17 protein-coding genes are annotated in these 16,126 nt (G+C 63.6%); 8 read left to right on the top strand and 9 right to left on the bottom strand.

Annotation, left to right across the window (positions count from 1 at the left end; all coding sequences use genetic code 11):
* Positions 1 to 77: 77 nt before the first annotated feature.
* The 4 genes from C0Z18_RS15935 to C0Z18_RS15920 all read left to right on the top strand — a co-directional run bounded on the left by C0Z18_RS15935 (position 78) and on the right by C0Z18_RS15920 (position 4,304).
* On the top strand, positions 78 to 1,016 hold the full coding sequence (locus C0Z18_RS15935) for a class I SAM-dependent methyltransferase (RefSeq protein ID WP_102646370.1): 939 nt from the start codon (positions 78 to 80) through the stop codon (positions 1,014 to 1,016).
* A gap of 234 nt (positions 1,017 to 1,250) precedes the next feature.
* Positions 1,251 to 1,493 carry a DUF3311 domain-containing protein gene (locus C0Z18_RS15930; RefSeq protein ID WP_102646441.1) on the top strand — a complete coding sequence of 81 codons (243 nt, stop codon included), beginning with the start codon at positions 1,251 to 1,253 and terminating at the stop codon, positions 1,491 to 1,493.
* Entirely contained in the window at positions 1,490 to 3,040 is a 1,551-nt protein-coding gene (gene mctP / locus C0Z18_RS15925) for a monocarboxylate uptake permease MctP (protein WP_102646369.1), read from the top strand. Before C0Z18_RS15930 ends, mctP begins: the two co-directional genes overlap by 4 nt.
* Before the next feature lie 142 nt (positions 3,041 to 3,182).
* Positions 3,183 to 4,304: an FUSC family protein gene (locus tag C0Z18_RS15920; protein WP_102646440.1), complete on the top strand. Its 1,122-nt coding sequence runs from the start codon at positions 3,183 to 3,185 to the stop codon at positions 4,302 to 4,304.
* A gap of 58 nt (positions 4,305 to 4,362) precedes the next feature.
* Here C0Z18_RS15920 and C0Z18_RS15915 read toward each other — a convergent pair whose 3' ends face one another.
* The 5 genes from C0Z18_RS15915 to C0Z18_RS15895 all read right to left on the bottom strand — a co-directional run bounded on the left by C0Z18_RS15915 (position 4,363) and on the right by C0Z18_RS15895 (position 9,331).
* Positions 4,363 to 4,782 carry a VOC family protein gene (locus tag C0Z18_RS15915; RefSeq protein WP_102646368.1) on the bottom strand — a complete coding sequence of 140 codons (420 nt, stop codon included), beginning with the start codon at positions 4,780 to 4,782 and terminating at the stop codon, positions 4,363 to 4,365.
* Between the two features lie 34 nt (positions 4,783 to 4,816).
* Entirely contained in the window at positions 4,817 to 5,770 is a 954-nt protein-coding gene (gene tal / locus C0Z18_RS15910; RefSeq protein WP_102646367.1) for a transaldolase, read from the bottom strand.
* Positions 5,771 to 5,928: 158 nt separating this feature from the next.
* Positions 5,929 to 7,110 (bottom strand): benzoate/H(+) symporter BenE family transporter, encoded by a 1,182-nt coding sequence (locus C0Z18_RS15905; RefSeq protein ID WP_233217331.1) that lies wholly within the window; start codon positions 7,108 to 7,110, stop codon positions 5,929 to 5,931.
* Positions 7,111 to 7,262: 152 nt separating this feature from the next.
* Positions 7,263 to 8,438 (bottom strand): vWA domain-containing protein, encoded by a 1,176-nt coding sequence (locus C0Z18_RS15900; protein WP_102646365.1) that lies wholly within the window; start codon positions 8,436 to 8,438, stop codon positions 7,263 to 7,265.
* 50 nt (positions 8,439 to 8,488) lie between these two features.
* Positions 8,489 to 9,331, bottom strand: coding sequence for an AAA family ATPase (locus tag C0Z18_RS15895; protein WP_102646364.1), 843 nt, complete (start codon positions 9,329 to 9,331; stop codon positions 8,489 to 8,491).
* A gap of 258 nt (positions 9,332 to 9,589) precedes the next feature.
* Here C0Z18_RS15895 and C0Z18_RS15890 point away from each other — a divergent pair, with 258 nt between their 5' ends.
* On the top strand, positions 9,590 to 9,958 hold the full coding sequence (locus C0Z18_RS15890) for a c-type cytochrome (protein WP_102646363.1): 369 nt from the start codon (positions 9,590 to 9,592) through the stop codon (positions 9,956 to 9,958).
* Positions 9,959 to 10,009: 51 nt separating this feature from the next.
* Positions 10,010 to 10,390, top strand: coding sequence for a c-type cytochrome (locus C0Z18_RS15885; protein WP_102646362.1), 381 nt, complete (start codon positions 10,010 to 10,012; stop codon positions 10,388 to 10,390).
* 169 nt (positions 10,391 to 10,559) lie between these two features.
* Here C0Z18_RS15885 and C0Z18_RS15880 read toward each other — a convergent pair whose 3' ends face one another.
* A complete protein-coding gene (locus tag C0Z18_RS15880) occupies positions 10,560 to 10,991 on the bottom strand; it encodes a DUF1841 family protein (RefSeq protein ID WP_102646361.1) in 432 nt (143 codons plus the stop codon).
* 241 nt (positions 10,992 to 11,232) lie between these two features.
* On the opposite strand from C0Z18_RS15880, the gene C0Z18_RS15875 reads away from it, so the two are divergent.
* Positions 11,233 to 12,165, top strand: coding sequence for a DMT family transporter (locus C0Z18_RS15875; protein WP_102646439.1), 933 nt, complete (start codon positions 11,233 to 11,235; stop codon positions 12,163 to 12,165).
* 56 nt (positions 12,166 to 12,221) lie between these two features.
* On the opposite strand, the gene nth is transcribed toward C0Z18_RS15875, so the two are convergent.
* Together nth and rsxB are read right to left on the bottom strand one after the other, a co-directional pair.
* Positions 12,222 to 12,866, bottom strand: coding sequence for an endonuclease III (gene nth / locus C0Z18_RS15870; RefSeq protein WP_102646360.1), 645 nt, complete (start codon positions 12,864 to 12,866; stop codon positions 12,222 to 12,224).
* A 33-nt stretch (positions 12,867 to 12,899) separates the two neighbouring features.
* Positions 12,900 to 13,775 carry an electron transport complex subunit RsxB gene (rsxB, locus tag C0Z18_RS15865; RefSeq protein WP_102646359.1) on the bottom strand — a complete coding sequence of 292 codons (876 nt, stop codon included), beginning with the start codon at positions 13,773 to 13,775 and terminating at the stop codon, positions 12,900 to 12,902.
* Between the two features lie 292 nt (positions 13,776 to 14,067).
* Between rsxB and C0Z18_RS15860 the strand changes: the two genes are divergently transcribed.
* Complete coding sequence (locus C0Z18_RS15860; protein WP_102646358.1) at positions 14,068 to 14,700, top strand: TetR/AcrR family transcriptional regulator; 633 nt, start codon at positions 14,068 to 14,070, stop codon at positions 14,698 to 14,700.
* Between the two features lie 107 nt (positions 14,701 to 14,807).
* Here the strand turns inward: C0Z18_RS15860 and C0Z18_RS15855 are convergent, their stop codons facing one another.
* Positions 14,808 to 16,085, bottom strand: a complete 1,278-nt coding sequence (locus C0Z18_RS15855) for a polyhydroxyalkanoate depolymerase (RefSeq protein WP_102646357.1) — start codon at positions 16,083 to 16,085, stop codon at positions 14,808 to 14,810.
* Positions 16,086 to 16,126: the final 41 nt, after the last annotated feature.

The raw sequence follows: 16,126 nt of genomic DNA, 5'->3' as shown, positions 1-16,126 counted from the left end.
GCGCCGGCGCGCAGCCCCGGCAATGCTATCCTCTCGTCCGATTCAACCCGGCGCCTGACGGGCGCACCCATTTTTCCATGACCGATCTCATCAAGCGCGCTTCGGCTGAAGCGCGCGCTTTCGCACGCAGCCAACGCGGCACGCGCGACCCTCGCGACGAACAAGGCAAGCGTAAGCGCTCGCGCGCCGGCGCGGACGACGACTTGCAACATGACACGGCGCCTCGTATCGAGCTGCCGCGCAAACCGCGTTTCGCGCCGGTTACCTTCTCGGAAGAGCGCGGCGTGCGCTATTTGCACTTCGGCACCGAGTGGGTGCAAGGTGCGATGCGCATCAACAAGCCCGATCGAATCGAGCTCGAATACGCCGAACAAATGATGGCGTGGCTGCTGTTCTTGGAAACACCGAAACGCATCGTTCAACTCGGTCTCGGCGCGGCGGCGCTGACCAAGTTCGCCTATCGCTTCTTGCCGCGCGCACACGTCGAAGCCGTGGAACTCAATCCCGCGGTGGTCGTGGCGGCTCGCACGATGTTCGCCCTGCCGCCCGATGATGCGCGGCTAACGGTGCACGAGACCGACGCCTGGGATTTCGTGAACGACCGCGCCAATCACGGCACGATCGGCGCGCTGCAAATCGATCTTTACGATGCCACGGCGCGCGGTCCGGTGCTCGATACCGTCGCGTTCTATCGCGCGGTTCGGGCGTGCCTGACCGGCGCCGGCGTCGCGACCATCAATCTCTTCGGCGATCATCCCAGCTTCGTACGCAACATGAAGCATTTGAACGCGGCGTTCGACGGCCGCGTGATCGCGCTACCCGAGGTGCATGAAGGCAATCGCATCGCGCTCGCGTTTTCGGGCCCGGCGCTGGCGATTTCCTATGCCGCGCTCACGCGCCGCGCCGAGTTGATCGAGGCGCAACTCGGGTTGCGGGCCCGTCGCTGGGTCAAGGCATTGCGCGAAGTGGACGCGGCTCGCCGCGCCGGCGCGCCCTCGGATATGTTCAATATCTGAGCGCCGGCACGACGCGCCGTTGAGCGCCGTGCCGGACGGCCTTGTCCCGCACGGCGCGGCCCCGGGTCTGTCCTGCTTGACCACCCGGGTAACGCTCTTATACTCTTCCCAAGTTTTATAAGCTGAAGGATGCCGGCCGGCCGCTCCAATAGGGGTTTCGGGACGGTTCAATTCGGGTCGTCGCCCTCGAGGGGGATGTCCCGCGGGGTGAAGAAGAGTAAAAGAGGAGACGTCATGGCTCACAACGCCGACGCCAATCGAGCCTCCAAGCACTGGCTCTGGCTGCTGGTAGTGCCCTGGATCGCGATGATCTGGGTTCCGTCGTATAACAAGATCGACCCCCAAGTCTGGGGCTTTCCGTTTTTCTACTGGTATCAGTTGTTCTGGGTACTGGTGAGCGCCGTCATCACGGCCATCGTTTATTTCAAGACAAAATCGCGTTCGAAGCCGGGCGCCTCTGCCGGAGACGCTCGATGAACGCAACGGCAACATTTGTTTTCGTCCTGTTCTTCATCGGCGTGACCATTCTCGGCTTCGTGGCCGCGAACTGGCGGCGTGGGGATCTGGCGCATTTGGAAGAGTGGGGCTTGGGCGGCCGCCGTTTCGGCACGATCGTCACGTGGTTCTTGCTCGGCGGCGACCTGTACACCGCCTACACGTTCGTCGCCGTGCCGGCCCTCGTGTTCGGCGCCGGTGCCACGGGCTTTTTCGCGCTGCCCTATACGATCCTGATCTATCCGTTCGCGTTCGTCGTGTTCCCGAAGCTGTGGGCCGTCGCGAAACGCCATGGCTACGTCACGTCGGCCGACTTCGTGAGCGCCCGCTACGGTAGCCGCACGCTGGCACTGGCCGTGGCGGTCACGGGTATCCTCGCGACGATGCCGTACATCGCGCTGCAACTCGTCGGTATCGAAGTGGTGATCGGGGGGCTCGGGTTCGACACGTCGGGCTTCGTCGGCGATCTGCCGCTCATCATCGCGTTCGCGATTCTCGCCGCCTATACCTATACGTCGGGCTTGCGCGCACCGGCCATGATCGCCGTGGTCAAAGACTTGCTGATCTACATCACGATCATCGCGGCCATCATCGTCATCCCGGCGCAACTCGGCGGCTTCGGCCATATCTTCAGCGTCGTGCCGCCCGCCAAGTTGCTGCTCAAGGCCCCCGACGTCGCCAGCATGAACGGTTATAGCGCTTATGCGACGTTGGCCGTGGGCTCCGCGCTCGCCTTGTTCTTGTACCCGCACTCGGTCACGGCGATTCTGTCCTCTTCCTCGGGCAACACGATCCGCCGCAACATGGCGATGTTGCCCGCGTACTCGCTCGTGCTCGGTTTGCTGGCGCTGCTCGGCTACATGGCGCTGGCATCGGGCGTGAAGGACATGCCGGAGTTCGCGCCGTACTTCAAGGCGTTCGGGCCGAACTTCGCCGTCCCGGCGTTGTTCCTGCACTTCTTCCCGTCGTGGTTCGTCGGCGTGGCGTTCGCTGCGATCGCGATCGGCGCGCTGGTACCGGCCGCGATCATGTCCATCGCCGCGGCAAACCTGTACACGCGCAACATCCACAAGGAGTTCGTCAATCGCAATATGTCGCACGAGCAGGAAACGGGCGTGGCCAAGCTCGTTTCTCTGATCGTCAAGGTGGGTGCCGTCGCGTTCATTCTCGGCTTGCCCCTGACCTACGCGATCCAATTGCAGTTGCTCGGCGGGATCTGGATCATCCAAACGCTGCCGGCGATCGTGCTCGGCCTGTACACGCGTAAGCTCGACTCGCGCGGCCTGCTGGCCGGCTGGGCCGTGGGTATCGGCGTGGGCACGTGGATGGCCGCGTCCAACGGGCTCAAGAGCTCGATCTTCGCGATCCATCTCGGCGGTTATGCGATCCCCGGCTATGCGGCTGTTTGGTCGTTGGTCGTGAACCTGGTCGTCGCGATCGTCGTCAGCCTAATCGTGCGCGCGATCGGCATGAGCCATGCCGAAGACCGTACGAGCCCGGAAGACTACCTCGATGTAGTCGAAGGCTAAGTGGGCACCGTGCCGCTCGCTCGATGCGGGCGGCCGGAACCCGCTGAAGAAGCGAAGGCGGCCCGCGTGCCGCCTTTTTTTCGGCTGCGCGAGCGCGCTCCATATCGACGCGGTGCCGCATTTGGCCGACAATTGCACGGTGATGACCCGTTTCCGTCCTTTCCGCTGGCTTGCGAGTTCGCTCGCGAGCGTCATCGTTTCGCCGTACTACCGCTACCGCCATGCGAGTTTGCTGCATGCCGTGCGCGTGGGTCTGGCGATGCTCGTCTCCATTCTCGTCACGACAGGCGTTCACGTGCCCAACGGTATTTGGGCGTCGGTGACCGTGCTCGTCGTCATCGGCGGCTTGCAGCACCACGGCAACATCCGCAAGAAGGCGGCCGACCGCGCGCTCGGCACGCTGCTCGGCGCCGCGGTGGGGCTAGCATTGATCGCCCAACTGCACGTGATCGGCTCGATGCCGCTAACCTACTTGCTGATGGCGATCGCCACCGGCGTGTGCGGGTATTACGCGATCGGCAAAGCCGGCTACATCGCCCTGTTGACGGCGATCACGATCTGCATCGTGGCCGGACACGGCGATAGCACGATCGATACAGGCTTATGGCGTACGCTGAACGTGCTGATCGGCATCGTGATCGCGCTGGCGTTCTCGTTCGCCGTGCCGTTGTATGCGACCTACTCTTGGCGCTATCTGCTCGCGCGCAATTTGCGCGACTGCGCGCGCATTCGCGGCCGAATCGCGCGAGGACGGCCGCTCGACGTCGAGACGCACGTGGCCGCGTTCGCGGCGATGAACGGCCGGCTCGTGAAGCTGCGCTCGCTCATGCCCTCGGTCGCGAAAGAGGTCGATATTCCGCTGAAGCGTTTGGAAGCGATTCAGCGGTTGCATCGTTCGACCTTGAGCGCGCTTGAAATGATGTCGACGAGTGCCGCGATGCACTCGGCGGCGCCTGCCGATACGGGCGACGATGCGCATGCCGAACGCGCCGCCTTACTCAGAATCGCGCGTGCTTTGCGGTTCGGTTCGCATTCTCGCGCCGGTGAGCGCTTAGCCGTACCGTCGCTTGGTTCCATAGTGCCCGACGGGCACCGGGGGGAGGTCGGCGGGGCGCCCGACGATACGCTGCCGGGGCCGCGCTGGATCGCCAACTGGTTCGCGCAGCAAGTGGATGTGCTGCGGGCGCTGCTCGGCGATACGGAGCCGCACTGGCACATCGAGGGCGATGCGGCGGTACGCGCGAGGGTGCGCAGCGCGCGGTGAAACCCACAACGTTTCGTCTCGCTAAGTCTCGCTAAGCGCGGCGCCGCCGCGCGCGAACTCAAGGCTGCGTATTCTCGACGTTGACCATCCACGGCACGCCGAACTTGTCGACGACCATGCCGAAGCCTGTCGCCCAGAACGTCGATTGCCACGGAAAGCGGATCTCGCCGCCTTGCGCCAGCGCGTCGAAGATCTTTTTTCCTTTGGCCGGGTTCTCGAGCGATATTGCGATGCTGAAGCCCGAGTAGGGCGGCACGGGCGTTTGGTTGGGCATGCCGTCGGTGGCCATCAGCGTGGTCTGGCCGACCTTGAACGAAGCGTGCATGATGCGTTCGCCTGCTTCGCCCTGCGCCGCGAAGTCGCCGGGTGCCTCCTTGTTGCGCATCTTGCCGACGACTTGAGCGCCCAACGCTTGCTCGTAAAACGCAAGCGCTTCCTCACAGCGACCGTAAAAATACAGATAAGGCTGGACCACCATGCCGATTACCCCCTTCGTCCGCGTGAAATGCGACTCAGCGTAGCGCCTCGATCAGTTTTTCGAGCTTGATGGCGTCGGCCGCGAAAGCACGGATGCCTTCAGCGAGTTTTTCCGTCGCCATCGCGTCGTCGTTGAGCTGGAAGCGGAACGACGGCTCGTCGATGGCGATGCGTTCGATCTTCTCGCCCTCGCTCGCCTGCGGCGAGAGCTTGCGCTCCACCGTCTCGTTGCTGTCGTGAAGCTTTTGCAGGAGGTCGGGACTGATCGTCAGCAAGTCGCAACCCGCCAGTTCGACGATCTGGTTCGTCGTGCGGAAGCTCGCGCCCATGACCTCGGTGTCGTAGCCGAAGCGCTTGTAGTAGGCATAAATGCGGCGCACCGACTGCACGCCCGGATCGTTCGCGCCGCCCATCTTGGCTTCGTCCCAATCGGCGCCCGCCTGCTTCTTGTACCAATCGTAGATGCGGCCGACGAACGGGGAGATCAGCTTTGCGCCGGCCTCGGCACAGGCGGCGGCCTGCACGGGCGAGAACAGCAGCGTCATGTTGCAGTTCACGCCGTCTTTTTGCAGGACTTCGGCGGCGCGCACGCCTTCCCAGGTCGACGCCAGCTTGATCAGCACGCGCTCGCGGTCGATGCCGGCCGCTTCGTACAGCTTGATGAGTTCATGGCCCTTGTCGATCGAGCGCTGGGCATCGAACGAAAGACGTGCATCGACTTCCGTCGATACGCGCCCGGGGATGATCTTCAGAATTTCGGTGCCGAAAGCGATCAGCAAGTGGTCGATGATCGCGGTGGCGGGCTTGCTCGCGTGCTCGCGCACGGTTTTTTCGAGCAAGGGCTTGTACGCGTCTTTTTGCACGGCCTTGAGGATCAAGGACGGGTTCGTGGTAGCGTCGCGCGGCTTGTATTGCGCGAGTTGCTGGAAGTCGCCCGTATCCGCGACGACAATCGTGTGCTGCTTCAGTTGGTCGAGAGCATTGGTCATGGCCGATTCAATAGCGCGGAGCGCCTCCGGTATGGGTTGGATCAGGGTCGCACCGCTTAAACCGTTCAAACGGCCCGACCCACTGAGAATGTGACTATTTTATTCCCGTCGCGTTCGCACTGCGACGGCGCCCGAGGAAGCGGCCTTCGGCAGTGCGCTCATGCCCGCCGCGCATTGAGTATCACTTGCGTGATCACGCCGGCGACGAGGCCCCAAAACGCGGACCCGATCGAGAGCAGCGTGAGCCCCGAGGCCGTTACCATGAAGGTGACGAGCGCCGCTTCGCGCTCGCGCACGTTGCTCATCGCGTTGGTGAGGCCGCTCATGATCGAGCCGAACAGGGCGAGCGCTGCCACCGATACGACGAGCGCTTTCGGTAACGCGGCGAAGAGCGAGGCGATCGTCGCGCCGAAAATACCGGCGACGAGGTAGAACACGCCGCACCAAAGCGCCGCGGTATAGCGCTTGTCGCGGTCCTCGTGCGCTTCGGGGCCGGTACAGATCGCCGCCGTGATCGCCGCGAGCGTAATGCCGTGCGAGCCGAAGGGCGCGAGCAACACCGAGGCGATGCCCGTCGTCGAGATGAGCGGCGCCGAGGGCGTCTTGTAGCCGTCGGCGCGCAGTACCGCCACGCCGGGCATGTTCTGCGACGCCATCGCGACGACGAACAGCGGCACGCCTAGACTGACCGCGGCGGAAAGGGAAAAGTGCGGCGCCGTGAAGACGGGATGCGCGAGCGCGATGTGCAAGCGGCTGAAATCGATGAGCCCGAGGCCACCCGCCACGCCCGTGCCCACGATCAGCGTCGACAAAATGGCGTAGCGAGGCGCGAGACGCTTCAGGAACAGGTAGACGAAGAACATCGTCAGCACGAGCGCGGTCTGATACTGCGCGGCATGAAAAATCTCGATGCCGATCTCGAACAGAATGCCTGCCAGCAGCGCCGCGGCGATACCGGCCGGCACGCGTTTCATGAGCGCGTCGAACCAACCCGTTAGCCCGACGGCCGTGATCAACACGGCACTGACGATGTAGGCGCCGATCGCATCCGGATAGGGCACATGCGGCAAGGCCGCGATCAGCAGCGCGGCGCCCGGCGTCGAGAACGCGACGACCACGGGCGTGCGATAACGCAACGATAGGCCGATGCACGAAAGCGCCATGCCGACCGACAGCGCCCAGATCCACGAGGACACTTGCGCATCCGATAGCTGCGCCGCACGGCCCGCTTGGAACACGAGCACGAGTGAGCTCGTATAGCCCGTCATCATCGCGACGAACCCGGCCACGACCGAATGCAGCGACGTATCGGCGAGGGGGCGCGCGATGGCCCGGCGCATCGAAAAAGGGCCCGGCAATTCGGGAGCGGCTGGGGAGGTCATGGTTACGCGGACTCGATAACGGCTAAGAGGCAAGGCTAAGAAACAGGGCTAAGGGGCAAGGCTAAACGAGCGAGCGGCTAAACCGCTCAAAACGCGTGTGAGACGCGGGGTTATTTGCTGAGCTTGCGCATCGCGGTCTCGAGTCCCGCGAGCGTGAGCGGATACATGCGCTCGCCGAGCAGTTGCCGGATGATCGAGACGGATTGACGATACTCCCACAGCCCTTCGGGCTCGGGATTGAGCCAAGCGTGATGCGGAAAGCGGTCGGCCAAGCGCCGCAACCATACCGCACCCGCTTCAGGGTTGTTGTATTCGACGGACCCCCCGGCTTGCAACACTTCGTAGGGGCTCATCGTGGCATCGCCGACGAAGATCAGCTTGTACTCGGGCGTGTACTTGTGCAGGACGTCCCAGGTCGGCATGCGCTCCATATGCCGGCGCCGGTTGTTCTTCCAGAGGTGGTCGTAGACACAGTTGTGGAAGTAATAGAACTCGAGGTGCTTGAATTCGGCTTTCGCCGCGGAAAACAACTCCTCGGTGCGCTTGATGTGGTCGTCCATCGAGCCGCCGACGTCGAGCAGCATCAACACTTTGACCGTATTGTGCCGCTCGGGCACCATCTTCAGGTCGAGCCAGCCGGCGTTGGCGGCCGTGCTGCGAATCGTATCGGGCAGATCGAGTTCGTCGGCCGCGCCTTCGCGCGCGAAGCGGCGCAGCCGTCGCAACGCGACCTTGATGTTGCGCGTGCCAATTTCGACCTGGTCGTCGTAGTCGCGATAAGCACGCGCCTCCCAGACTTTGACCGCCGTTCGGTTGCCCGCCGATTGCCCGCCGATGCGCACGCCTTCGGGGTTGTAGCCCCCGTTGCCGAACGGCGAGGTGCCGCCCGTGCCGATCCATTTGCTGCCGCCTTCGTGGCGCTCCTTTTGTTCGTCGAAGAGCTCTTTCAATCGCTCCATCAGCTTATCGAGCCCGCCCATGGCCTCGATTTGCGCTTTCTCCTCGGGCGTGAGTTCCCGGCGCAGGCGCTGCTCGAGCCAATCGAGCGGCAGGTCGAACGCGGCATCCGTGCGTTGCTGCACGCCGCGGAAATAGGCGCCGAACGCTTGATCGAATTTGTCGAAGTAGCGCTCGTCCTTCACGAGCGTGAGGCGGGCGAGGTAGTAGAACTCGTCGAGCGAGGGGGCGATCACACGCTCGCGCAGCGCTTCGACGAGCGTCAGGTACTCCTTGACCGATACCGGCAACTGGGCCGCGCGCAGCGAGTAGAAAAAGTCGATCAGCATGCGGATGCCTCTATAGGCGCGAGCGCGGGAGGGCGTACGGGCGCCGTGGGTTAGCGGTTATGGCGGTTCATGTACACCAAGCGCTCGAGCAGGCTCATGTCCTGCTCGTTCTTGAGCAGCGCGCCGGCGAGCGGCGGCACGACTTGCTTTTGATCGGCCGCGCGCAGCGCCTCGGCGGGGATGTCCTCGGCGAGCAGCAGCTTGAGCCAATCGAGCAGCTCCGACGTGGAGGGCTTCTTCTTCAGACCCGATATGGCCCGCAACTCGAAAAAGCTCGACAAGGCCGCGCGCAGCAGATCCTCGCGGATGCCGGGGTAATGCACGTCGACGATCCGCTGCATCGTCGATGGGTCGGGGAATTGGATGTAGTGAAAGAAGCAGCGGCGCAAGAAGGCGTCGGGCAGCTCCTTTTCATTGTTCGAGGTGATGACGACGAGCGGCCGGTGCTTGGCGCGCACGACCTCGCGCGTCTCGTAGACATGGAACTCCATCCGGTCGAGCTCGCGCAGCAAGTCGTTCGGAAATTCGATGTCGGCCTTATCGATCTCGTCGATGAGCAGCACGGCGGGCACTTCCGAGTCGAACGCCTGCCAGAGCACGCCTTTCACGATGTAGTTGGCGATGTCCTTCACGCGCGCCTCGCCGAGTTGCGAATCGCGCAGCCGCGAGACCGCATCGTATTCGTACAGACCTTGCTGTGCTTTGGTGGTCGATTTGATGTGCCACTGATAGAGCGGCATGCCGAGCGAGGCGGCGACTTCCTCGGCGAGCATCGTTTTGCCCGTGCCGGGTTCGCCCTTGATCAGCAGGGGACGCTTGAGCGTCATCGCGGCATTGACGGCGAGTTTGAGATCGTCGGTGGCGACGTACTGCGACGAGCCTTCGAAGCGCATGGCGGCCTGCTCTTTGAGAAAAAAACCCAGTATAAGTCAGAAGGGCTAGGCGACTTTGTCAAGCCGCCGTATCGTGTCGGACGGCTCGTGCCCGGCGGCCCCCGGGCTTGGCCGGGTGGACGCCCGGCCGAGCGGCGCGGTACAATTGCCGCGATTTTTTTGGCCGCTCGTTGCGATTTCGACAACAAGAACGGCGTAGCGCCATTGCCCGCAGGCTTTTAGCGGGCGCTCGTTTCCCCTCAAGCCAGGTTAGAACCTATGAACTCTTTCGTCGGCAAACATGTCGTGACCGTAGCGCTTGCCGCGCTCGCGGGGTTTGCGGTGAGCGCGCAGGCGGCCGATGTGGTCGGCAACGCAAAGGCGGGCCAGGGCAAGGTTGCCATGTGCATCGGTTGCCACGGTATTCCCGATTACCGCACCGCGTTCCCCGAGGTCTATCGCGTGCCGATCCTCGGCGGGCAAAACCAGCAATACCTCGATAACGCGCTGCACGCGTACAAGAAGGGCGACCGCCACTTCCAAACGATGCATGCGATCGCGGCGTCGCTGTCGGACCAGGATATCGCCGATATCGCGGCGTACTACGCTTCGCAAACGCCGGCGTCGAAAAACAATCCCGACAAGTGACCGTCCCAACGGACGCTTTCAGCTACCTCATTTCGCGGGATAGGAGAATTCATGAACAAACCTGATCAAGCGCTGCGCTTCGTCGTCAAGGCAGCCGGTGCGGGGCTCGTCGCGGCCGTCGGGGCGGTCGGTTCGGCTCACGCGGCCAGCGTCGACAACGGCAAGGCCCTCGTCGAAGCTCACAACTGCGCGGCTTGCCACGGCGCCACGTTCACCAAGCCCGTCAGCGGCGAGTATCCGAAGCTGGCCGGTCAACACGCCGACTACATCGTCATGGCCCTGCGTCAGTACCAAATGGGCACGAGCAATCCGAATTTCGGCCGCAACAACGCGATCATGCAGGCCCAGGTGCAAGGCTTGTCGCTGAGCGACATGAAGGACATCGGCGCCTATCTCGAGTCGCTCCAGGGCGAGCTCGTCGACAAGAAGTAACGTCGAACGCTCGGGTCCGTTGGTGCGCTCCATCGGCCCGGAGCCCGGCAGATCGAGAAACACCCCGCTTAACGTGGGGTGTTTTTTTATCCGCGGTCTGTTCAGCGGGTTCAGCGGGTTCAGCGGTTCCGCGACAAGCTGCGACAAGATGTCGCAGCCGCATCGATCGTCAATCGCGCGACGCGCGTCGTTCGATGCGAGCGAGATAAGCGTCGGTATCGGGCGGCGTGTTGTTGCGCTGCGCCTCCCAGATCGTCTCCCCGAGACACTCCATGATCGCGTGCTGCGCTTCGTGCGTGGACCCGAGCCTTGCGGCGAGCCGCTCGTGCGCGGCCCGGATGCCGGGCGGCTGGTCGATCGAAAGCTGCTCGCTGATCGCCAAATGCATCGACAGATGCAAGAACGGGTTCGTGCGGCCCGCCTCGGGCGCGTAATCGGCGGCGGCCGTCGCTTCGTCGGCCAATTCGGCGTGATATTCGGGGTGTTCGACGATCCAGTCGGCCGCGATCGCTTCGAGCGGCGTGAGAATTTCGCCCCCGCGCTGCTTGCGCCAGGTGTCGATGAAAAAGCGTCGGACTTCGTCGCGGCTCGGATTGAACATCGTGTGAATCGACCTTGGTTTCAGTGATGCCGCGGGCGAGGGGCGCATGGCGCAGCCCCGCTCGAGGCCAATCCGGCATTTTACGCCGCGATGCGCGGCGCTCGCCGCGCGGACGCAGGTAGAATCGATCGGCGCAAGCTCGACGACGGGCTTGCGCTCCCTGCCGCGGTCGTCGCTGCTAGCTGCCTCGACGACGCAAAAGCGCCCCGACGAAGACAAGACGATAACGATCCGTTTCTCGATGCCCGATCTCCACGCACATTCGCGCGCCGACACTGCGCGCGGCGCTTTGCTCGTTGCTTTGTCCGCCAGTGCGTTCGGCGCCATGGCGATTTTCGGGCGCTACGCTTATGCGGGCGGCACCGATGTGCTCGGGTTGCTGACGCTTCGTTTCGTGATCGGCGGCACGCTGCTCGCCGCGATCGCATACCGCCGAGGCGTGCGGTGGCCGCGCGGGCGTGCATTGGCCGGCATCGCCGCCATGGGTGCGCTCGGTTACGTCGGGCAATCGCTCTGCTATTTCATCGCCTTGCAGCATGCGCAGGCGAGCCTCGTCGCGCTGTTGCTCTATCTGTACCCGGCCTTCGTCACCGTCTTGGCCGCGCTTTGGCTCGGCGAGCGCCTCACGCGCGTGAAGACCGCCGCGCTCGTGCTGTGTCTCGCGGGCTCCGCGTTGATGGTCGGTGGCGGGCATGGCGAGCCGCTGGGCATAGGGCTCGCGCTCGCTGCTGCGACCGTTTATTCGCTGTATATCGTGGCCGGCGCGCGTCTCACACGCGGTGTCGACCCCTTGGCGACGACCGCGGTGGTGTGCCTATCGGCGGCCGCGGTATTTTGCGGCGTCTCGATCGTGCGCACGCTCTCGGGTGCGCCGCCTCATTTGCCCACGACAGCGCTCGCATGGGCGGCGCTCGTGGCGATCGCGCTCGTCTCGACGGTCACGGCGATGCTCGCGTTTTTCGCGGGCCTTGCGCGGCTCGGCGCGGCACGTACCTCCATGCTTTCGACGCTCGAGCCCGTGGTCACGGTCTTGCTGGCGGCGATCTTGCTGGGCGAGCGGCTCACGCTTGTGCAGGGGTGCGGCGGCGCAGCCGTTCTGGCAGCCGTCTTATGGCTCGTGCGGGCGGGAGGCGGTCCCCGCGACGAAGCCGTGGCGCTCGAAGGTAACTTGTAGAAAGACAAAGGCCCGTGCGCGCCGCGACCGACGGCTCGCGACGGGCGAGCACCGCGTCAAAGCTCGGGCGGCGGCGTTTTCGGCCTGAACTCGCACAGCGGTTCGATCGCGCAGTGCCAGCATTCGGGGCGGCGCGCCTTGCATACATAACGTCCGTGCAGGATCAGCCAGTGATGCGCGTCATGGAGAAACTCGGGGGGCGTGAATTTTTCCAACGCGGCTTCGACCGCTCGCACGTCCTTGCCCGGTGCCAGTCCCGTGCGGTTGGCGACGCGAAAGATATGGGTGTCCACGGCGATGGTCGGTTGCCCGAATGCGATATTGAGCACGACGTTGGCCGTCTTGCGACCGACGCCGGGCAGGCTTTCCAATGCTTCGCGCTGCGCGGGCACCTCGCCGCGGTACTGATCGAGCAAGAGCCGGCACGTGGCGATGACGTTCTTCGCCTTGGTGCGGTATAGCCCGATCGTCTTAATGTACTCGACGACCCCCTCTTCACCGAGTTCGAGCACGGCCTTTGGCGTGTTGGCCACGGGGAACATCTTGCGCATGGCCTTGTTGACGGAGACATCCGTCGCTTGCGCCGACAGCATCACGGCGATCAGCAGTTCGAACGGCGTCGTGTATTCCAATTCGGTCGCCGGATGCGGATTCAGGCTTTGCAGCGTCTCGTAGATGGCGCGTCGTTTTTGTGCGTTCATGCTGCGCTTGGGCGGGTGGTGAGGGGCAAACGGTCAGCGATTGCCGGATGATGCCGGATCGTCGCGGTCGTCCTTGCTGTTCCCGGGCGGCGAGCCGGAATCGGCGGATGGCTGGCCGGCGGGCTTGCCAGCGGTGAGCGCCGCCGCGCCCAAGCGTTGCCGGCGCGCTTCGGCCACATCGATCTGAGCTTGAACCTCGGCGCTGACGTTCTCGATGTTTTTCGGTGCGACGCCCTGAGCGGCCAGAGCCTCTTTCTTTTGGCGCGCGCGCTCTAGCGCGGCCTGGATGATGGCGCGTTTTTTCGCGGCTTCGTCCTGCGCCGGCGCTTGTGCCGCAAGCGTACCCGCGCTCGCGGCCGCTTCGGCCCGGCGCGCCGCGGCGCGCGCCTCGGCGGCTTCGCGTTCGCGCGCGAGACGCTCGGCGCGCCGGTCGTGGCGCAGCCGTGCCGCATCGGCCTGCTCCGCGCTCCATGCCTCCCATCCCGTGCGCTCGCCCGTGACGGGCACCATCTCGATGCAATCCACGGGGCACGGCGGGACGCACAAGTCGCAGCCCGTGCAAAGCTCGTCGATGACCGTATGCATGAGTTTCGGAGCGCCGACGATGGCGTCGACGGGGCACGCCTGCATGCATAACGTGCAGCCGATGCACAGCGTCTCGTCGATGACGGCGAGCGGCCGCGCGCGTTCCTCGCCGTTGGCGGGGTTCAGGGCGAGGACGGGCTGGTCGAGTAGCGCGGCAAGACGCGCGATGCCTTGCGCGCCGCCGGGCGGGCATTGGTTGTAGTTGGCCTCGCCGCGGGCGACGGCCTCGGCATAGGGCCGGCAGCCGTCATAGCCGCACTTCGTGCATTGCGTTTGCGGAAGCAGATCCTCGATGCGGTCTGCGAGAGTGTCACGATCGATCACGTTGGAAACGTCAAGAAGCAAGCGGGCGGCGTATCGAGGCGGCCCGCGCAGGCGTTGCCTCGCGTCGGCCTCTCGCCGGGCGCGGGTGCGCTACGCGTGCGGGAAAAGAGCGCATTATCGCCGATTTCCCGGATTGCCATTGGTCACCCTTGTGCCATAATCGAAGCGCTTTTTCGCACGAGGCGCATGCAGTTTCCCAGAAAAATGGCGCGCTCGTTCACGCTGCCGGCGTAGGTCAAGGAGGGCCGGCCGCGTGACGGGGCAACGCGGCTCACGAAGCAAAAAGGCCACCATGAATCAATCGAAAATCAAAAGAGATCCAGAAGGGACGCGGCGCCGGATTCTACTTGCGGCGGCCGAGGAATTCGCGAATGGTGGTTTGTTCGGCGCTCGCGTCGACCAGATTGCCCGGCGGGCGGAGACGAACGAACGCATGCTCTATTACTACTTCGGTAGCAAAGAGCAGCTTTTCACGGCCGTACTCGAACACGCTTTCGGCGCATTGACCGAAGCGGAAAAGACGCTCGATCTAAACGGCATTGCGCCTGTCGAGGCCATCACGCGGCTTGCGCATTTCGTTTGGGACTACTATCGCGACCATCCGGATTTGCTGCGCCTCATCAACAACGAAAATTTGCACGAAGCGCGCTATATCCAGAAATCGTCGCGTATTCGCGAGATGATTTCGCCGATGGTGGCGACGCTTTCTTCGATTTTGGAGCGGGGGCAGCGTGCGGGGCTTTTCCGCGCCAACGTCGATCCGCTGCGGTTTTACGTCGCGCTCTCCGGGCTCGGCTACTACATCGTATCGAATCGCTTCACGCTCGAAGCTTCGCTGGGCCGCGATTTCAACGCGCCGTCCGAGCGGGCCGAGATGGTGCGCATGAATACCGAGCTATTGCTCGCTTATCTGATGCGCAAATAACCCGCAAATAAATCGCCGATACGAACGAGACGGGCCGCATCGTTTGGCGATGCGGCCCGTCCGGTTGTTTTGGCTTGGCGGCTCGGCTCGTTACGCCGGCGCGGCGGTTAGGCTTCGATCGGCTCGCGCGAGCGTTTGGTTTCGCGATTGTGCTCGAGGATGAAATCGCGCAATTGCGGATAGATGATCGTGCGCCAGCGGCGGCCGGAGAAGATGCCGTAGTGGCCGCATTTCTCGGCGGTGAAGTGGTGTTTGTTTTTCTCGGGAATGCCTGAGCACAGGTCGTGCGCGGCACGCGTTTGGCCGCAGCCCGAGATATCGTCCAATTCGCCCTCGATCGTAAAGAGCGCCGTGTTCTTGATGTCTTGCGGACGGACGAGTTCGCCGTCGATCTCCCACGTGCCCTCTGCCAGCCTGAACTCTTGGAAGACGATGCGGATCGTATCGAGGTAATACTCGGCGGCCATATCGAGCACCGCGTTGTACTCGTCGTAGAAGCGGCGGTGCGCTTCGGCGTCGTCTTCGTCGCCGCGCAAAAGACTCTGATAGAAGTCCCAATGCGAGGCAGCGTGGCGTTCCGGATTCATCGCGACGAAGCCCGCGTGCTGCAAGAAGCCCGGGTACACGTGACGCCCGACGCCCGGATAATTCGGCGGCACCGTATGGATCACGTTGTTCTCGAACCACTGATACGAACGCTGCATCGCGAGCGAGTTGACCGAGGTGGGGCTGCGCCGCGCATCGATCGGACCGCCCATCATCGTCATCGTCCGCGGCGTGTCCTCGCCGCGGCTCGCCATGAGCGAGATGGCGGCCAGCACCGGCACCGTCGGTTGGCACACCGAGAGCACATGCAGGTTCTTCGCGCCGATATGGCGGATGAATTCTTGGATATAGGCGACGTAGTCGTCCAAATGGAAGGGCCCGTCCTCGAGCGGGACCATGCGCGCGTCCACCCAATCGGTGATGTAGACCTTATGGTCTTGCAGCAGCGTGCGCACCGTGTCGCGCAACAAGGTGGAGTGGTGTCCCGACAGCGGGGCGCATACCAATACGATGGGTTCGTCCTTCAATTGAGCGACGGCGTCGGGATCGTCGGCGAAGCGCTTGAAACGCAGCAGCCGGCAAAACGGCTTTTCGATGATCGTTTGTTCGATGATCGGGATGTTATGGCCGTCTTTGACGATTTGATGAATGTCGAATTCGGGTTTTTCGTAATCCTTGCCGAGCCGATACAGCAATTCATAGCCCGCCGAGAGACGGGTCGCGCCGGGCACGTAAGCGAAAGGGCTCGCCGGATTGGCGAACGATTTCGAGGCGGCTTGCGCCCAGGCGGTCAGCGGATTCAAGAGCGCGCGCTGAAATTCGTAAAACTGGTAAAGCATGTTTGGGGCTCCCGCGGGGTAGGAACGGGGCAATAGAAATG

The organism is Trinickia dabaoshanensis, from assembly GCF_002879885.1.
GTDB lineage: Bacteria > Pseudomonadota > Gammaproteobacteria > Burkholderiales > Burkholderiaceae > Trinickia > Trinickia dabaoshanensis.
This window is presented reverse-complemented; position numbering and strand designations above follow the sequence as displayed.